Here is an 18,680-nt window from a genome sequence, read left to right on the forward strand (position 1 = left end):
ACAAATTTTGATTTGATTTAGTGATAGCGCTTTTAGCTGGCATAATTTTCGGGATTATCATTTCAGTGCCAATTGGTCCGATAAATCTTACGATTCTAACGAAGGGAATGAGAGATGGATTTAAACCTGCATTTTGGACTGGTGTTGGTGCAGCGGCGATGGAATTTCTTTATTGTCTTCTTGCGATGTTTGGCATGGGAGCGATAGTAGAGTATTCTCTTGGAAATATAATTGTCCAAACTTTTGCTTTTTTAATTCTTCTTTTCTTTGGACTTCGTAACTTGATTATTCATCCAAAGAAAATTTATAATGGCGAGCTTGCACTTAACAATGGGAATGGCAGATTAAGCTTTATTAAAAGACATCATATTCATAATACATTTCTCGTTGGTGCGGTTCTTTATGCCTTGAACCCGACATTTATAATTTTCTGGATAACTGTCGCAGGCTTTGTTCAATCAACGAGCTTGATTGGAAACTCTTTTGATAACTTTTTCTTTGCTTTTGGCGTTGGACTTGGGGTCGTGCTTTGGTTCTATATGTTGTTAAAATTTATTCACAACTTCGTTGAATTCAGAGCGAAGACAATTGCTTTTTTCCATCGGATCTCAGGGATAATTATACTTGGTTTCGCGTCGTATCTTGCTTTTGAAATTTTGAGAAAATTAATATGAGGGGGAACATGCTTTATTGCACATCTTTTGAAACCATCATCGGGATTATCTATATTGCTTCTTCTGAAAAGGGGGTATGCAAAATTTCTTTGACACTTGAGGCAGCTGAAGAATTTAAAACCTGGATAAAAAAGTACTTTAATGAAACCGAAATTGTTGAAAGTAGGAAAGAAAACAAAGAAGCAATTGAGCAAATTAAACTTTACTTAGCAAGAAAATTAAAAAAGTTTGATCTTGAACTTGATATTATAGGAACGGATTTTCAAAAAAAGGTTTGGTATGAAACGATGAGAATTCCGTATGGAGAAACTTTGACATATTCGGAGCTTGCAAGGAGAATTAGGAAACCAAATTCTCAAAGAGCGGTTGGAAACGCACTTGCTTCAAATCCACTGCCAATCGTAGTTCCCTGCCATCGGGTTATCGCTTCGGACGGTTCGCTCGGTGGATATACCGGTGGAATTAAAATCAAAGAATTTTTGCTCGGTCTTGAAGGCGCAAGAGATATTTAATGCTTTTCTTATCCTGAGCTTCTTTTCAGTTTCAAATGCCCAAGTTAAAGTTGTTGATTCAAAAGGGTTGAACTTTGGAATTTTAAGAGCAAGTTTTTACGAGCCGAAGATGGGGATTATGAAGTATTTTAATAGAAATAGTTTAAAAGTTGACATTGGAAATTCGCTTGATCTAATTGAATTTAAAGAGAAGAATTTTCTTCTCACCGCTGGGGTTGATTTTTTTGCTTATACTCTCGTTAACAATCATGGGTTTTTAATTTTGAGAGTTGAAGCAGTTGATGGTTTCTTCGGCGGGAATTTATCTTTTCGTAGCGAAAAATTTTCAACTCGCTTTAGAGTTCTCCATAGGAGCGCTCATATCGTTGATGAATATGGAGAACTTGATCATAAACCGTTTCCATTTACAGGTGAATTTTTTGATTTAATTTTTGCTTTTGCTGGGGAGTTTTACAAGCTGTATGGTGGATTTTCCCAAGTTTTTAGAATTAAGCCATCAAACATTGAAAGATTTTATTTTCAGACAGGATTTGAACTTTTCAAAGAATCTAAAGTATTTAACCTGATTTTTGCAAGTGATGTAAAGTTCATTAACAAAATTATCGGTTTTAACACAGTTGGTGGGGTTAAGATTGGGCGGTTGAATTCAAGAGGAATTTTTGTTTATCTTAACTTTTACAGCGGTTTTGATATTTATGGACAATACTTTAATTTAAAAAAAGAGTTTGGTGGATTGGGTTGTTCGTTTGAGTTTTAAAAAATAAATTTTTGAACGAAAGATTGATTGAGATAAAAGAAAGAATAAAAAAGCACACATTAACTTTATTTGATAATGTTCAGTTTATCTACGAGCTCGCTTTAGCACAGCTTGAACTTGAATCCTTTGGCGTTAATTTTGAGATTACAAATGGGCTTAGAGAATTTGGCGTAATTGGTGATGTTGAACTTCAGGTGCTTAAAAGAAGGTTGGCTTATTTTAAGTCTATTGATGGGATATATACCGATTATTACAAAATTACATCCAAAAACAGAACAAAATCGGTAAATCAGTACTTGACGCATTGGATTTATCCGTATAAGGGAAAATTCCATCCTCAAATGATTCGTGCTTTATTGAATATAATTGGAGTGGTTTCTGGTGAAACAGTGCTTGATCCTTTTATTGGTAGTGGCACTACGGCATTGGAGGCGCAATTGTTAGGAGTAAACTGTATTGGATTTGACATTTCACCTTTATGTGTTCTTCAAAGTAAAGTGAAAACTGAGTCAATCCAATCTCTTAATGCAATAATTGCATTGAAGGATGAAATTGAGTTAAGTTTTTTCTTCAATGCTGATGAAAATAAGCTTGATAAATTTATAGCAAGCATAGAAGATGAAGTTATTAGGAACTTTTATTTGATGGCTAAACTTGTCGCTATAAGTGATAACGCTCGGAGAAAAAGAGAATTTCAAAATTCTTTCCTAAAAAATCTTAAAAGGATGATCCTTTCATTAAGGGATTATTCTGATGTTGTAGAGCAATTAGGTCTTAAGTTAGGTAATGTTGATATTAGAGTTGGTGATGCTAGAAATTTACCGCTTCCTGATGGTAGTGTTGATGGGATCATAACTTCCCCTCCTTATTCTGTTGCGCTTGATTATGTTAAAAATGATGAGCATGCCTTGAAAGCCCTCGGATATGATGTAGAAAGTTTGAGAGAGGAATTCATTGGAGTTAGAGGGAAAGGCAAGGATAGGTTAGATCTTTACAATGAAGATATGAGAAAATCTATTGATGAAATGTATAGGGTTTTAAAATCGGGAAGGTATGCGGTTATAATCATAGGAAACGCAACATATCAAGGAAAAGAGATAAAAACTACAGAGTTTATAATTGATCGCGCGGAAGAGGCTGGTTTTACGCTGGTTAAGAACATAGATAAAATCATCTTTGGATTATATAATGTTATGCAGAAGGAAAACATTTTAATTTTTAAAAAAGATGAGAAACGAAGGCGCTAAATACATAAAACAGCTTGAAGACATTATCAGCAAATTTCTTGAGCCGATTAAGAATATCCCATATCGGCTGGCAATAAAAGCTTTAACGGGTTGTGAGGTTTTAAAATTTGATCTTGCTTTAAAAGAAAACAAAGAGTTGATAGAACTACTAAAAAGATCTGCTAAAATCGCTGGAGAAAATGCACGCGAAAGTGGGATTCAAGCAAAAAGACCAAACGAAGCTGGTAATAAAATTGAACCTTTTGTGATAGATGCCTTGAAGAAAGTTGGATTAAGTGCAGATAAGCCTAAAACGAAATCAGGCAGAAAAAAGGTAAGTGGGTATCCAGATATTGAGATTTCATACAATGGTAAGACAATTTATCTTGATTGTAAAACTTACAGCGAAATCACGAAACAACAATCTTTTAGAACTTTCTACTTTTCTCCTTCAAAAGATCCTAAAATTGTAAAAGATGCCTATCATTTGCTCTTAAGTTATGAATTAAAACAAGTTACTAAAAACAAGAAGCAGGTTTATATCCCCGTTTCATGGCAACTTTATACATTAGAGAATTTATCTGTTCAGATAAAACACGAGTTCAACGCAAGCAATAAAGATATTTATAGAAAAGATTTTTTGTTAGCCGAGGGGCGATTTTAAATACATACAAAGTAACTTTAAACAAAATGCGTATCCCGGAAGACAAAATAGAAGAAATAAGAACTGCGGTTGACATAGTTGATTATATAAATCAGTTTGTTCCGCTAAAGAAGGTAGGGAAAAACTATGTTGGCTTATGTCCTTTTCATACGGAGAAAACTCCTTCTTTCACGGTAAGTCCAGATAAACAACTTTATCATTGCTTCGGATGCGGTGCTGGTGGAAATGTCTTTAATTTTATTATGCAATACGAAAAAGTTTCATTCTTTGAGGCAATTAAAAAAGTAGCACAATATGTTGGCATAGAACTACCGAAGCCAGAAAAGAAAGAAAAATGGATTGAAACAGAATTTGAAGAACTCTACGAGGCGAATCGCTTCGCACATGAATTTTTCGTTAGAAGTTTGATGAAAACATCGGAAGGTAAAAAAGCAATTGAGTATCTCTACAAACGCGGAATTAACGATGCGACCATTAAAAATTTTGGACTTGGCTATTCACCCGACCAGTGGGATGCGCTTGTTCAATATGCGATAAAACACGATTTCCCACTTGAAACACTTGAAAAAGCAGGTGTTCTGGTAAAAAGGGAGGATGGAGCGTACTATGATAGATTTAGAGGTAGAGTGATATTTCCGATTTTTTCAATCACAGGTCGTGTTATAGCTTTCGGCGGAAGAAGATTGAAAGATGATGAAAGTATACCGAAATACATAAATTCGCCGGAAACAAAAGTATATACAAAAAGCAAAGTTTTATATGGGCTCTATCAAGCTAAAGATGCAATCAGAAAAAAAGGATATGCAATTCTTGTTGAAGGTTACATGGATTGTATCTCACTGTTTCAATCCGGAATTGAAAATGTTGTTGCTTCTGGTGGAACAGCTTTGACTGAGGATCAAGTTAGATTGATCTCAAACTACACTGATACCATTTATTTTCTCTACGATGCTGATTCAGCGGGAGCAAGGGCGATGATGCGTGGAGTTGATATTATACTTGCACAGGGACTTGATGTTTATATCGTTAAATTACCTGAAGGTGAAGATCCTGATTCGTTCATAAGAAAACATTCAGTATTTGAATTTGAAGAGCAAATTAAAAATGCTATCAATTTCGTTGAGTTTAAAGCGTTGACATATCAGCAACTTGGAAAGTTTGACGATCCAAATGTGAAAGTTAAAGCCATTCGTTCACTTGTTGAATCAATCTCAAAAATTCCAGATGAGCTTAAAAGAAATGTATTGATTCGTGAGGTTTCGTCAAAATATAAAATTCCTGAGAATGTTCTTGCCAACGAGCTTGAGATGATGATCTTAAAGAAGCGCAAAGAATCAGCAAGGAAAGAGGTGGAGACATCTACTGAAAATTCATCTTTTGCAAAATTTAAGTCAATCCCTGCAGAGGAAAAAGACCTTGCAAAAATTTTGCTTGATGCGAATGAAGTTGTCTTGAAGTTTGTTTTTGAATATGTGAAATTAAACGATGTCTCAAGTGAATATGTTAAGTTAATTTACCAAAAAGTTAAAGAAGAGTTTGAAAGATGTAAGGAGACGGGGGAGTATAAAAAAGTCAATGTCAATGAGCTATTAAGCCAGAGTGAGAGCGATGAGTTCAGGGGATTTTTAACAAACATCGTTTTAAGCAAGTATGAAGTTAGTCAATTTTGGAATGAAAAGAAAGGTTGGTCTGAAGAGGATGAGATTGAAGAGATGTGGAAGGCGGTTGACGATGTTTTGACAAAGTTTTATCTTCGCAAGATACAGAAAATAGAAACTGACTTGACTGAAAAGATAAAAGAAGCGGAGACGACGAAGGACGATGAAAAGTTATTAGAACTTATTGCTAAAAAGAGCGAGATCGCACGGAAGAAAAACATACTCAGCAACAGAGGGTTTAAGGATATAATCCAAAGATATCTTAAATCACTAAATCAGGTATGAGATATGGTAATAATCAAAGACAATAAATGCGATTTTTGCGGTTGCTGTGTTGGTGTTTGTCCAGAAAATTGTATTGAATTGTATGAGTCAAAAATTGAAATAATAGATGAACTTTGCACGGACTGCGGCAAATGTGTTTGGGCGTGCCCTTTTGATGTTCTTGAACTACATATAACAAAAAAGAAAAAAGAGGGATTTTGATAGATGACCTTTGGCAAAAATTTTCCAAGGTTTGATTATTATGACATCATTGTTGTTGGTGGTGGTCCTGCGGGGACAACCGCTGCGAGATTCGCTGCGCTCAGTGGTGCGAAGGTTCTAGTCCTTGAGAAAGACAGAGATATCGGATATCCTGTTAGATGTGGCGAAGCAGTAAGTCATGAGGGGTTAATTCAATTTATTGAGCCAGATCCAAAATGGATCGCAAGCACTGTTAAGTACTTTAAACTTGTAGCTCCAGATGGAACCGTTGTAAAACCGAACATTGAAGGCTTCGGTTATATACTTGAAAGAAGAATTTTTGATTACGAACTTGCTAAAATTGCTGCTCAAAATGGAGCAGAAATTGTGACGAAGGCTTATGTCAACGGTTTGATAATTAATGATGGAAAAGTTGAAGGTGTAAAGGTTTTGATGAATAATTCCGAACAAATTGAAATAAGGTCAAAGATAGTAATTGGTGCGGATGGAGTTGAATCAAGAGTTGGAAGATGGGCAGGGCTTAATACAACATGTAAACTTCAAGATATGGAATCAGCAGTTCAAATGACATTGACAAACATAGAGGTTGAGCCGGACACTTGTTATTTTTATTTCGGAGAGAAAGTCGCTCCCGGTGGTTATCTGTGGGTTTTTCCAAAAGGCAGGAACACAGCAAATGTCGGTCTCGGGATCGCTGGAATTTATGGTAGACAAAGACACGCATTGAGTTATCTTGAAGAATTTGTTGAGAAAAATTTCCCTCAAGCATCCATTTTAACTGTAATAGCTGGTGGAGTTCCTTGCGCAAAGACAGCTGATAAAATTGTAACTAATGGTCTTATGCTTGTCGGTGATGCGGCGCATCAAGTGAATCCTGTTTCTGGAGGTGGAATAATAAGCGGAATGATAGGTGGAAAAATAGCTGGTCAAATTGCAGGACAAGCGGTGAAAGAAAACAATCTTAACTTAATTTTCAAATACGAAGACGAATGGAGAAAAACGCTTGGGCAAAGACACGAAAGATATTACAAAATAAAGCAATTCATCTACAAATTCCCTGACGAGAAATTAAACGAGATAGCAAGAGAGCTTGCAAAAATTCCATACGAAAAGCTAACATTGAAAAATCTATTTCTCACAGCTGTCAAAACTCAACCATCGCTAATAATTGAAGTAATGAGGTTGTTTATATGATGCGTTTGAAAATAGTTGCGAATTTTGTGATGGTTTAGTAAATTTTCAAGGAGTAGCTTAATTTCAAGCTACTCCCTTTTTATTTTCAAAGGGAGGTGCGATTTTTAAATTCAAACAAAAAAGAACTTCTCAAAGTTATGGAACCACAAGAATTTTACAAAGGACCTCGTGGGATAGCAGTTAAAATTTTAAATCGTGTTGAGAGAACAGATTCGTATCTTGATAAACTCCTTGACATTGAGCTTAAATCAGATGAGCTCAATGAACTTGACAAAAGATTTTTAACCGAATTGACGCACGGGGTTATAAGATGGAAAACACGCCTTGATTTCATTATTGAACACTTTTGTAAGAACAAATTTGCAATGCAAGATCCAAACATAAGAAATGCAATGAGAGTTGCACTTTATCAGATCTTGTTTTTGAGCAAAATTCCGCATGCAGCTGCAGTAAACGAAGCTGTTGAATTCGTAAAGAAAATTCGTGGACAAAAAGCTGCAAATCTCGTCAATGCTGTGTTAAGAAATATAATTCGCAACCTTGGAAAACTCCCAACGCCTGATAGCGAAGCAGATCCAATTCAATATCTATCAATTATGTATGCGCATCCGACTTGGATTGTCAAAAGGTGGGTTGAAAGATATGGGTTTTATGAGACGGAGCAATTGCTTGCTGCCAACAACGAACGTCCCACAATAGTTGTGCGAGCAAACTCTCTTAAAATAACATCTGATGATCTCGCAAAACTTTTTGATGAAAGAGGGATAAAATATGTAAAATCAAAATATCTTGACGAGTTTCTTAAAGTCGGGCATCTATCTGGAATTTATAACCTTGATCTTTTCAATCAAGGTTATTTTTCAGTGCAAGATGAAAGCGCTGGACTTGTTGTCAAGCTTCTTGATCCAAAACCAGGTGAAATGGTGATTGATCTTTGCTCCGCACCTGGTGGAAAAACGACATATATTGGTGAGATGATGAAAAACGAAGGAAAAATAATAGCGGTTGATAAATATGAACACAGGCTGAATCTCGTCAAACAAAGTTGTGAACGACTTGGCATAACAAATGTTGAGTTTATCGCAGAAGATGCAACGACTGCAAATTTTGGAGGGAAGGCAGATAAAGTTCTCGTTGACGCACCGTGTTCAGGTTTCGGTGTGCTTCAGAAGAAGCCAGATATAAAATGGCAAAGGGAACTTTCAGATATTAAAAATCTCGTTAAAACTCAAATTGAACTTCTTGAGACGGCAAGTAAACTTGTTAAAACTGGTGGTGTCGTAGTTTATAGCACTTGCACAATTGAACCAGAAGAAAACATAGAAGTTGTTAAATCATTTCTTGAAAGACATCCAGAGTTTGAAATTGACGACGCACGGAAATATCTCCCCTCTGATGTTGTAACTGATGGCGGTTATATGGAAACATTCCCACATAAACATGATATGGATGGAGGGTTTGCGATAAGATTAATTAAAGTGAAGTAAAATTTTATGAGAAATAACAGAAAACCTCGGCTCGTCGTAATTGACGGCGAAACATTAACTCCCGAAAAAGTTTTTGATGTCGCAGTTAATTTTGCACCTGTTAAATTATCACCAGATGCTATATCAAAAATACAAAAATCAAGGAAACTCGTTGAAAGTTGGGTTGAGAAAAATGAAACCATTTATGGAGTTACGACTGGTTTCGGGGATTTTGCTACCGTAAAGATAGAGAAAGATGAAATAGAAAAATTACAACAAAACCTGATATTTAGTCACTCTGCTGGCGCTGGTGAACCATTGCCTCCAGAAGTCGTCAGGGCTATGATGCTTTTAAGAGCCAATGCTTTGGCAAAAGGTTATTCGGGGGTGAGAGTTGAAACCGTCAATATGTTGATTGAGCTTTTAAATCACCATATAACTCCTATAATTCCATCTCAAGGTTCTGTTGGTTCAAGCGGTGATCTTGTTCAACTTGCTCATCTTGTGCTTGCAATGATGGGCAAAGGTGATGTTTGGATCGGCGCGGATGTAAAGAATTTGAAAAAAGTGAAAGCGTACACAGCGCTTAAAAAATTTGGATTGAAGCCAATTAAACTTTCTGCGAAAGAGGGACTTGCTCTTATAAATGGGACACAGATGATGACAGCTTACGCTTGTTTAATAGTTAAGCAAGCAAAGGACTTATGCAAAATCGCCGATATCGCTGCTTCACTTAGCATTGAAGCTTTGAAGGGAACAGACAGAGCTTTTGATGAAAGAATTCACAAATTAAGACCTTATCAAGGACAGCAAAAGGTTGCACGAAATATATTAAGAATGATGAGAAACAGTGAAATTCGGCTTTCTCATCTTTATGATGATCCGAGAGTTCAAGATGCCTATTCTTTAAGATGTGTTCCTCAAATTCACGGTGCATCAAGAGATGCTATTGATTATGTTTATAACATCGTTTCAATTGAGATAAATTCAGCAACCGATAATCCTTTAATTTTTCCTGAAGATGGTGTTCATCTTGAAGGCGGGAATTTTCATGGACAGCCAATCGCACTTGCGATGGACTTCATAGCTATAGCGTTATCTGAACTTGCCAATGTTTCCGAAAGAAGAATTGAGAGACTTGTAAATTCACAATTAAGCGGTTTGCCAAAGTTTTTAACAGTGCAAGGTGGGTTGAACTCAGGGTTGATGATCGCTCAATATACAGCAGCGTCACTTGTTTCGGAAAACAAAGTTTTATCTCATCCAGCAAGTGTTGATTCAATTCCGACATCTGCTAATCAAGAAGATCACAACAGCATGGGATCAATTTCAGCTCAAAAAGCATACAGAATTTTAAAGAATGTTCAAACGGTTATAGCAATTGAAATCATGTGCGCTGCTCAAGGAATTGATTTCGCAAAGGTTGATCCCAAGACGGGCAAGATTATGAAATGCGGTGTCGGCTCGCAAGCAGCATATGAGTTTATAAGAAGAAAAATAAAACATCTTGATGAAGACAGAATTTTACACGATGACATCATAAAAGCGCTTGAGATCGTAAAAACTGGCGAAATCATTAAAGCAGTTGAAGATGCAATTGGAGAAGAACTTGAATAATTCAATTGTAAATAAATCCGCGAAAAAATCGCCTGTCTCACTTGAACTTGATATAAGGTATCTTAAAGGGATCGGCGAGAAAAGGTCGCAAGCACTACGGGATGTAGGGATAGAGAAACTTGTTGATTTGCTTTATTATGCTCCAATTAAATACATTGACAGGAGCACAGTTATAAGTGTTGCTAACTTGAAAAGAAATTGGTGGGAGTTTTACCGCAAATCTGGGGCAGTCACATTCATTGGGCGAGTCGTGGAGAAAAAAATTCTCTTAAGTTCAGGGGGAAGGGAAATTCTTGAGATTGTAGTTGATGATGGGACGGGCAAATTAAGCTGTGTTTGGTTTAACAAAATTGAGTATTTCAAAAGACAATTTGATATCGGCGATCTCGTTGCAGTTTTCGGCAAACCGACAGCATTCAAAGGGAAAATAAATCTTGTTCATCCTGAATTTGATTTTTTAACTGAAGCAGACAGTGTGAACATACACACGGGAAGGATCGTCCCTGTTTATCCTTCAACATCAAAATTGAAATCCCTCGGACTTAACACCTTAAAACTCCGTGAACTTATAAGCAATGTTATCAATAACTACATTGATCAGGTTGAGGAAACTTTACCTGAAAAAATTCTTTCAAAGTATGATCTCGTGCCGTTGAAGTTCGCAATAAAATCAATTCATTTCCCAGAAACCCACAATGAATTAAATCTCGCTTTGAAAAGATTGAAGTTTGAAGAATTATTTTTCCTTCAACTTCTTCTTGCGAGGAAGCATTACGAGCTTAAGCATTTTGAAAAGGGAATATCTTTTAAAAAAATCGGTGATCTCGTCCACGGATTTAGCAAAATTTTACCTTTCAAACTTACCGAAGCCCAAAGGCGAGTAATTCGTGAAATATGGAATGATATGAAATCTGATAAACCAATGAATCGCTTGCTTCAAGGTGATGTCGGAAGTGGCAAAACAATCGTAGCTTTGATTGCAATGTTAATCGCTGTTGACAACGGCTATCAATCTGCATTTATGGCTCCGACCGAAATTCTTGCTGAACAACATTATGCCACCTTTTTGAGCTTATTAAATTCTTTGCCCGTTAAAGTTCGCCTTCTCATCGGAAGTTTAAAATCAAAAGAGAAAAAAGAAATTTTGAGCGAAATTGAAAGTGGCGAAGCACAAATAATAATTGGAACACATGCTTTAATTCAAGAAAGAGTCAACTTCAAAAATCTTGGGCTTGTCGTTATTGATGAACAACATCGTTTTGGAGTAATGCAAAGAGCATCACTTATTGAAAAAGGATACAATCCTGATGTTTTGATAATGACAGCGACACCAATTCCACGGACACTTGCCTTTACACTATACGGAGACCTTGATGTTTCAATAATAGACGAAATGCCAAGAAAAAGAAAAGTTAAAACCGAACTTTTACCCGACACCGAAAGAGAAAGAGTTTATGAATTCGTTCGCTTAAAGGTAAAGGAAGGGCATCAAGCATATATTGTCTATCCATTGATTGAGGAATCAGAAAAGCTTGATCTTGAATCTGCGATTGAAGGCTATGTGCGCTTGAAAAACGAAATTTTTCCGGAATTTAATGTCGGTTTAATTCACGGCAAAATGCCAGGGACAGAGAGACAAGAAATTATGCTTGCTTTTAAAGAAGGGAAAATTCAAATCCTTGTCGCGACAACTGTAATTGAAGTTGGGATTGATATCCCAAACGCTACTATAATGATCATAGAGAATGCTGAAAGATTCGGGCTTGCTCAACTTCACCAGTTGCGAGGTAGAATTGGAAGAAGCGAGAAGCAATCATACTGTTTTTTGATTGCAAAATCAAGTTTATTTAAAAAAACAACAGATGAAACTTTATTTGATTATGAAACGCTTGAAGAAAGCAAGGCAATTGAAAGATTAAAGGTTATTGAATCAACGATGGATGGTTTTAAAATCGCTGAAAAGGACCTTGAACTTCGCGGTCCTGGTGAATTCTTTGGCACGAGGCAAAGCGGATTTATAAAATTTAAATTTGCTGATATCTCAAAAGATAAAAATTTGCTTGAGATCGCTCGCTCCGAGGCATTTGAAATTATCAAAGAAGATCCAAACTTATTAAAACCTGAACATTTTATTTTGAGAAAACAATTTTTGAAACTCTATTCGGACAGCGTTGATCTCGCAAAAGTAAGCTAAGCATCGCTCTTAAAAACTTTAAAATAAATTCTGTAGTTTGCGATGAAAGATGAAATCAAAGAGATTTTAACGAAGTATAAGACAATCGCAATTGTTGGACTATCGGACAAGCCGGATAGAGATAGCTATATTGTAGCGGAATATCTTTTGAGAAACGGCTATAAAATTATCCCAGTTAATCCAAACATTGATTCAGTTTTCGGATTGAAAGCTTATCCTGACCTTTTAAGTGTTCCTGACGAGATTGATATTGTTGATATATTTAGAAGGCCTGAGTTTGTGGAGGAGATAGTTGATCAAGCGATTCAAAAGAAGGCGAAAGTTGTGTGGATGCAGTTAGGAGTATTAAATGAAAAAGCGGCAAAGAAAGCTCAAAGCGCTGGTTTGAAAGTTGTGATGAATAAGTGCATAAAAGTTGAGCACATGTATAGATTTGGTGATTTTTAATAAACAGGGATCTTAAGTATTTGTCCAGGTCTTAGCTTTTTACCTTCAAGTTTGTTTAATTCAATTATGTCTTCCACTCTTACATTGTATTTTTGAGCGATTGAATCAAGAGTTTCACCAGTTTTAACCCGATGATTTAGTGTTTTTTCAGGGATCACGATTATTTCGCCATTCTGAAATATAACTCTTGAGCCTTTGTATTTGTATTCTGCGATGTTCAATTCTTGCGGTTTGGCATCAACAGGTAGAGCGATCTGAAATTCTCCAGCTGGAAGTGATGACTTCAAGATCCAAGGATTTAGATATTTCAATGTTTTATAATTAGTTCCTTGCATCTTAGCCCAAAGAGCGAGGTTTTGAATTGGTCCTTTGACGGTGACATATTTAACATTTTGTGGTTTAAAAAGTTTTGCTGTGTCAAGAGTAAATCCGTATCTATGGGCGTTTGAGATTAATTCTTTTATTGCAGCGACTCTAAATACAAATCTTGAAGTTTCACGATTTAAATGTAAATCAAAATAATTATCAACCCATTGAAATTGCATCGCATCTGTTATTCGTGCTTCACCAGCGTTATAAGCAGCTAAGACAAGTGCCCAATTGTTAAATTTTTTGTATAAATCCTGAATATATGAAAGAGCAGCTTCTGTTGCTTTTTGAATGTGAAGTCGCTCGTCAATATATTCGTCAACTCTGAGACCGTATCTTCTTGCGGTTTCAGGCATCAGTTGCCATAGTCCCGCAGCTCCTTTGCTTGAGTATGCGTTTTCAATCAAGCGACTCTCGGCAATTGCAAGATATTTTAAATCAGCTGGCAACCCTTTTTCTTTCAGTTTGCTTTCAATATATGGCATGTATTTCCCACATCGTTTAAGATCAAGTATAAGTTGGTTTTCATCAAATTCAAGGTAAAATTCACGCTCAAATCTTTCCCTTACATCTGGAATTTCAAGTGGGATCCTTTCACCACATAGAAAAATTATATCTGGCGGATGAACAATGGTTAGATGGTTTATCAGGACATTTTCAGTTGGTTTAGGATTGTTTATCTCTTTAAAATTTTTAGTCGCTATGAACAACGCGAATATAAAAGCGCCGACGGAGAAGAGGTTTAAAATTTTATTCATGGTATTTCAAAGGAGTTAGTTTTAGAGAGTTTATCCGTGTCCTTGTTGCGCTTAATATCGTTATTTTAAAATCGTGGATTATAAACTCCTCACCTTTTGATGGGATTCTACCTATGTTATTTATCACGAAACCAGAAATCGTCTCATAATCTCCCTTTGGTATGTTAAGTTTGTATTCTTCATTCAACTGATCAATTTCAACGAGACCACTTAAAATAAATGTGTTAGGCTCAATTTTCTGAATTAGTTTCTTGCTGACATCAAATTCATCTTCAATTTCTCCAACGAGTTCCTCAATTACATCTTCAAGCGTTATAAGACCTGAAACACCACCAAATTCATCAACAACAATCGCCATTGATATATTTTTTTCTTTGAAATCTTTGAGTAATTCAATACATCTTTTCTTCTCGGGGACGAAATACGGTTCTTTCAAGATCTCGTCAATGCTCTTGGGATTTTTGAAAAGGTCTTTAACATAGATTATTCCAATTATGTTATCTATTGTTCCATCATAAACAGGCAATCGCGAGTGACCTGACTTTGAAAAAGTTTCAAATATCTCTTTCATCGTCATATTTTTGTCAACCCCGACGATTTCTGTCCTTGGTCTCATTGCTGATTCAACAGCCAAGTTTTCAAGTTTAAAGACCCTTGAGAACGGTATGTCAATTTTTATGTGTTCGTTCATTTCGCTCTCTTTGAGAAGAATTTCAAAATCTTTTTTGCTGAAGAACTGTTCAATGGTTTCAGTTTTAAGTTTGAAAATTTTTAAAAACTTTTCTGAGACGAACTTAAGCAATCTCACTGCTGGTAAAAATATAAAATAAATCAACTTCAGAGGAAGTGATGCGAATAACACAAAACCATCAGCTGATTCCCTGCCGATTGTTTTTGGTATGGATTCGCCAAAAATGAGAATAAGAAGCGTAAGAAGGATCAAAATTGAGAAATCGTTTAAGTTAGCTATGGTTTTTAAAATATAGGTTAAAATTGAGCTAAGTGCTATGTTAACGAAGTTATTTCCGATAAGTATGGTGACAAGAAATGTTTCAGGTTTTTTAGCGAAATCGTTTGCTATTTTCGCAGTTAATGATGAACGAGATTTTATTTCAAGTTTTATTTTATTGGCAGTTATAAAAGCAATTTCGCTTGCTGAGAAGAAAGCGGAAAAGAATAATAAAACGAAAGCAAGTATGATTTCGGTTTGCATTTTGAGAAGAGAGGCTTATTTTTAAATAAAAAGGCACAGAGTTAAAAAACCCTGTGCCTTAGAGTTAAAGAGGGGAAGTATTTTAAAAAAACTTCGGAATTATTTTTTCAGCTTAAACCTTATCGGTATCATTACCCGGACTTTAACAGGTTTACCACGCTGTTTTCCTGGTTTAAATTTTGCTTTCATAACCGCAGCGACAGCAGCTTCATCACATCCAGCGCCAATTCCTTTGACAACATCCGCCCTTACGACATTTCCATTCTCATCCACAAATGCCATTACATAAACAGTTCCCTCAACCCCAGCTCTTATTGCAATTTCTGGATAAACAACATTTCGTTGAATTGACTCAAGACCACCAATTATCTCTGGCATTTCCTCAACAACCATAAAGAACTGCTCTTCAAAGGGTATATCTTCTTCTTTCTTTGTCAATTCCTCTTTCGGCGGTGGTGGAGCTACTTCCTTCGTGATATCAAGCTCCGAGCTTATGTCAATGTTGATATCCTCCAAAGCTTCATCACTTGGAGCTTCAATTGGGATTGGTGGTCTTGGTGGTGGCGGTGGTCTGTTTTCTTGTCTGGTTTGTGGAATTTCTTCAGGTTTAATTATCTCTTGCTCAACCGTCAAGAGTTTCTTCGCACGACCTATATCTTTCGGGAAGAATCTAAACGCAACAATTGAAAGAAGCAAAGCAATCACAAGCCCAAGCTCAATCCACTTCCGCCACCTTAACCTTAAATCCGCCTCTGGCTTTTTGATGACTGGCATTTTAATTAACCTCCAAGATAATTTTTTATAGTGCTGGTATTAAGTTAAAAAATTTGAAACAAATTTTCAAGTTTAATTCAACCAAAGTTTCACTTCCATTTAAAATAAACAAAAAACATTCAAAGATGTTTCTCAAAGCGATGAAATTAAAAATTTCTAACTTGATTTGCTTTGTTAATTCTACTTAAATTTATGACAAGTTCAAAACAAAATTCGGAGTGCATCCATGAACTATCCATTCTGGGATGTTCCGGTAATTGGTGGTGGAATTTTAATCGGTATAATTGCGATAATCCATGTCTTTGTCTCGCACTTTGCGGTGGGTGGAGGACTTTATTTGGCTTTGACAGAAAGAAAAGCAATTAAGGAAAACGATCAGAAGTTAATTGAATATTTAAAGAAGCATTCAAGATTTTTCCTCCTTTTAACTGTTGTATTAGGTGCTTTGTCAGGCGTTGGAATTTGGTTTTCTATCGGGCTTGTCCATCCATTGGCGACTTCAACTCTTATTCATAGCTTCGTTTTTGGATGGGCAATTGAATGGGTATTTTTTATAGTTGAAATTTCAGCAATTTTAATTTACTATGCAACGTGGGATAAACTTGATCCAAAAACACACAACATAATTGGTTGGATCTATTTCGCAGGTGCATATCTTAGCCTTGTGATTATCAATGGTATATTGACATTTATGCTCACTTCTGGTGGTTGGATTAATATTCCGTTTACTGAAGCATCAAAGAAATTCTGGGCTGGCTTTTTCAATCCTTCATACTTCCCATCGCTTTTCATTAGAACAGGTGTAACTTTAGCGCTTGCTGGTTTGTATTCTCTGATAACTGCAACTCGTTTGAAAGATGAAGAATTAAGAACGAAGCTTGTTCAGTATTCTGGAAAGTGGCTTATTCCAGCATTTATCCTAATTCCTACTGCTGGAATTTGGTATATCTTGGTTATTCCACCGCTTGCTCGCGTGATAATTACTGGTGGAGCTCCAGCTGTCACAATTTTCGCTGGGTTAAGCATATTGTTCTCTGTCATTATAGCCTTATTCTCCTGGCTTGGTCCGATTAAAACACCAAAGCAAACATCTTTTGCTTTCGCTCTTGGACTTCTTGTCATGGGATTCTTAGTTACCGCTGTAACTGAGTGGATGCGAGAGGCAATAAGAAAGCCATACATAATTTATGACTATATGTATTCAAACTCCGTTATTAAAGCTCACGCTGATAAGATAAATGAAATTGGATCCCTAAAATTTGCCAAATGGGTTACAGTTAAAGAAGTAACAGAGGAAAATATGTTGAAAGCAGGGGAGGAAATTTTCAAAATTCAGTGTCAGAGTTGCCATACAATTGATGGTTATAATGGGATAAAGAAACTTATTAGTGGATGGAGCGAAGATTACATTGATCTTCAACTTCAATATCTTGATATGCTAAAGGGATTCATGCCACCGTTTTTTGGAACTGAACAAGAAAGAAAAGCCCTTGCGAAATGGCTTTATAATTTGAACAATGAGGAAAAAACAAAATATGGGTTTGGAAAATGAATCAACAAATCATAATACCAGAACCAGATCCAATACCTTTGCCAGCACCATTTTGGCTTTTAAAATTTTTGCTTGTTTTGACCTTTATACTTCATATAATTGCAATGAATTTTGCTCTTGGCGGAGGTATAATTGCTGGAATCACTGATTTGATCGGTAGAAAAAAGAACAGTCAATTTCATCTTAATCTCGCTCGTTCTCTTTCAAAAATGCTTCCAATAGCTACTGCCTTCACTATAACGCTTGGAATTGCACCATTGTTGTTTCTCCAGGTGCTTTACGGACAATACTTTTACACATCTTCAATTATTATCGCTTGGCCCTGGTTGAGCGTTATTTTGCTTTTCCTGATTGGTTATTATGGATATTATATCTATCAGTTCAATTTTGAGAAATTGCAAGGTGTAAGAGCTTGGATTGTTCTTGGGAGCGCAATTTTGTTTGCGATAATTGGGCTTATATATACAAATAACCTTGTTTTGATGTTAACACCTGAGAAGTGGGCTCAAAAGTATTTTGCAAATCCACATGGGACTAACCTTAATTTTGATGATCCAACTGTAATCCCAAGATATCTGCATTTCTTTGTTGCATCTATCGCAGTTGCTGGTTTACTCGTGTTAATTTATGGACTTGTTAAATTGAAAGCAGATGAAAAATTTGGAAGATGGGCAATTAGATATGGTGGCTTGTGGTTTGTCATTGGGACAGTTGTTCAATATGCGGTTGGGATATGGTTTTTGCTTGCTTTAAGAAGAGAACATATGATGCTGTTTATGGGTGATAATGTTTTTGCAACTGTTGTTTTTGGTGTTTCTGTTTTACTGTCGCTTATAAGTTTGATTCTAATTTTATTGTCTTTCAACGCTCAAAACCCAAAGATACTCTCAATTTCCGGTATAGCTATGCTTTTCCTGACAATAGTTGGTATGTCCATAATGCGCGATGTCTTAAGAGATGCCTATCTCAAAGATTATTTCAATCCGGAACAATTTACGGTTGAACCTCAAATTTCTGTCCTTATAGTTTTTGCTGTTGTTTTTGTTGCTGGTTTGATCACAGTTGGATATATGCTATCTAAAGTTCTAAAGGCAAAACCGGCAACTACTTAAAAATAAA

General features: G+C 36.0%; 17 protein-coding genes. 14 read left to right on the plus strand and 3 right to left on the minus strand.

Features of this window, described 5'->3' with window-relative positions; translation table 11 throughout:
- Nucleotides 1–20 precede the first annotated feature (20 nt).
- The 12 genes from NZ923_04915 (at nt 21) to NZ923_04970 (ending at nt 12,895) form a co-directional block, all read left to right on the plus strand.
- Nucleotides 21–674 (plus strand): LysE family translocator, encoded by a 654-nt coding sequence (locus NZ923_04915; GenBank protein ID MCS7229357.1) that lies wholly within the window; start codon nt 21–23, stop codon nt 672–674.
- Nucleotides 675–682: 8 nt separating this feature from the next.
- Nucleotides 683–1,186, plus strand: a complete 504-nt coding sequence (locus NZ923_04920; protein ID MCS7229358.1) for a methylated-DNA--[protein]-cysteine S-methyltransferase — start codon at nt 683–685, stop codon at nt 1,184–1,186.
- Nucleotides 1,131–1,943: a DUF1207 domain-containing protein gene (locus NZ923_04925; protein MCS7229359.1), complete on the plus strand. Its 813-nt coding sequence runs from the start codon at nt 1,131–1,133 to the stop codon at nt 1,941–1,943. The genes NZ923_04920 and NZ923_04925 overlap by 56 nt, the downstream gene beginning before the upstream one ends.
- Nucleotides 1,944–1,954: 11 nt before the next feature.
- Nucleotides 1,955–3,190 (plus strand): DNA methyltransferase, encoded by a 1,236-nt coding sequence (locus NZ923_04930; GenBank protein MCS7229360.1) that lies wholly within the window; start codon nt 1,955–1,957, stop codon nt 3,188–3,190.
- On the plus strand, nt 3,171–3,833 hold the full coding sequence (locus NZ923_04935) for a restriction endonuclease (GenBank protein ID MCS7229361.1): 663 nt from the start codon (nt 3,171–3,173) through the stop codon (nt 3,831–3,833). Before NZ923_04930 ends, NZ923_04935 begins: the two co-directional genes overlap by 20 nt.
- A 26-nt stretch (nt 3,834–3,859) precedes the next feature.
- Nucleotides 3,860–5,776 (plus strand): DNA primase, encoded by a 1,917-nt coding sequence (gene dnaG, locus NZ923_04940; protein MCS7229362.1) that lies wholly within the window; start codon nt 3,860–3,862, stop codon nt 5,774–5,776.
- A gap of 3 nt (nt 5,777–5,779) precedes the next feature.
- Entirely contained in the window at nt 5,780–5,977 is a 198-nt protein-coding gene (locus NZ923_04945) for a 4Fe-4S binding protein (GenBank protein ID MCS7229363.1), read from the plus strand.
- A gap of 3 nt (nt 5,978–5,980) precedes the next feature.
- Nucleotides 5,981–7,171 (plus strand): NAD(P)/FAD-dependent oxidoreductase, encoded by a 1,191-nt coding sequence (locus tag NZ923_04950; GenBank protein MCS7229364.1) that lies wholly within the window; start codon nt 5,981–5,983, stop codon nt 7,169–7,171.
- A 95-nt stretch (nt 7,172–7,266) separates the two neighbouring features.
- On the plus strand, nt 7,267–8,658 hold the full coding sequence (rsmB, locus tag NZ923_04955; protein ID MCS7229365.1) for a 16S rRNA (cytosine(967)-C(5))-methyltransferase RsmB: 1,392 nt from the start codon (nt 7,267–7,269) through the stop codon (nt 8,656–8,658).
- Nucleotides 8,659–8,664: 6 nt separating this feature from the next.
- On the plus strand, nt 8,665–10,254 hold the full coding sequence (gene hutH / locus NZ923_04960; protein ID MCS7229366.1) for a histidine ammonia-lyase: 1,590 nt from the start codon (nt 8,665–8,667) through the stop codon (nt 10,252–10,254).
- Nucleotides 10,229–12,448: an ATP-dependent DNA helicase RecG gene (gene recG / locus NZ923_04965; GenBank protein MCS7229367.1), complete on the plus strand. Its 2,220-nt coding sequence runs from the start codon at nt 10,229–10,231 to the stop codon at nt 12,446–12,448. Before hutH ends, recG begins: the two co-directional genes overlap by 26 nt.
- Nucleotides 12,449–12,490: 42 nt before the next feature.
- Nucleotides 12,491–12,895 (plus strand): CoA-binding protein, encoded by a 405-nt coding sequence (locus NZ923_04970; protein MCS7229368.1) that lies wholly within the window; start codon nt 12,491–12,493, stop codon nt 12,893–12,895.
- Here NZ923_04970 and NZ923_04975 read toward each other — a convergent pair.
- The 3 genes from NZ923_04975 to NZ923_04985 form a co-directional block, all read right to left on the minus strand.
- Nucleotides 12,892–14,022, minus strand: a complete 1,131-nt coding sequence (locus NZ923_04975; GenBank protein MCS7229369.1) for a transglycosylase SLT domain-containing protein — start codon at nt 14,020–14,022, stop codon at nt 12,892–12,894. The genes NZ923_04970 and NZ923_04975 overlap by 4 nt on opposite strands.
- Nucleotides 14,015–15,235: a hemolysin family protein gene (locus NZ923_04980; protein MCS7229370.1), complete on the minus strand. Its 1,221-nt coding sequence runs from the start codon at nt 15,233–15,235 to the stop codon at nt 14,015–14,017. Before NZ923_04980 ends, NZ923_04975 begins: the two co-directional genes overlap by 8 nt.
- A gap of 99 nt (nt 15,236–15,334) precedes the next feature.
- A complete protein-coding gene (locus tag NZ923_04985; GenBank protein MCS7229371.1) occupies nt 15,335–16,009 on the minus strand; it encodes an energy transducer TonB in 675 nt (224 codons plus the stop codon).
- A 226-nt stretch (nt 16,010–16,235) separates the two neighbouring features.
- Here NZ923_04985 and NZ923_04990 point away from each other — a divergent pair, with 226 nt between their 5' ends.
- Both NZ923_04990 and NZ923_04995 read left to right on the plus strand, forming a co-directional pair.
- Nucleotides 16,236–17,561: a cytochrome ubiquinol oxidase subunit I gene (locus tag NZ923_04990; GenBank protein ID MCS7229372.1), complete on the plus strand. Its 1,326-nt coding sequence runs from the start codon at nt 16,236–16,238 to the stop codon at nt 17,559–17,561.
- Nucleotides 17,558–18,673: a hypothetical protein gene (locus tag NZ923_04995; protein ID MCS7229373.1), complete on the plus strand. Its 1,116-nt coding sequence runs from the start codon at nt 17,558–17,560 to the stop codon at nt 18,671–18,673. Before NZ923_04990 ends, NZ923_04995 begins: the two co-directional genes overlap by 4 nt.
- The last annotated feature ends 7 nt before the right edge of the window (nt 18,674–18,680 follow it).

It is taken from the genome of Candidatus Kryptonium sp. (assembly GCA_025060635.1).
In the GTDB taxonomy this organism is placed as follows: domain Bacteria; phylum Bacteroidota; class Ignavibacteria; order Kryptoniales; family Kryptoniaceae; genus Kryptonium.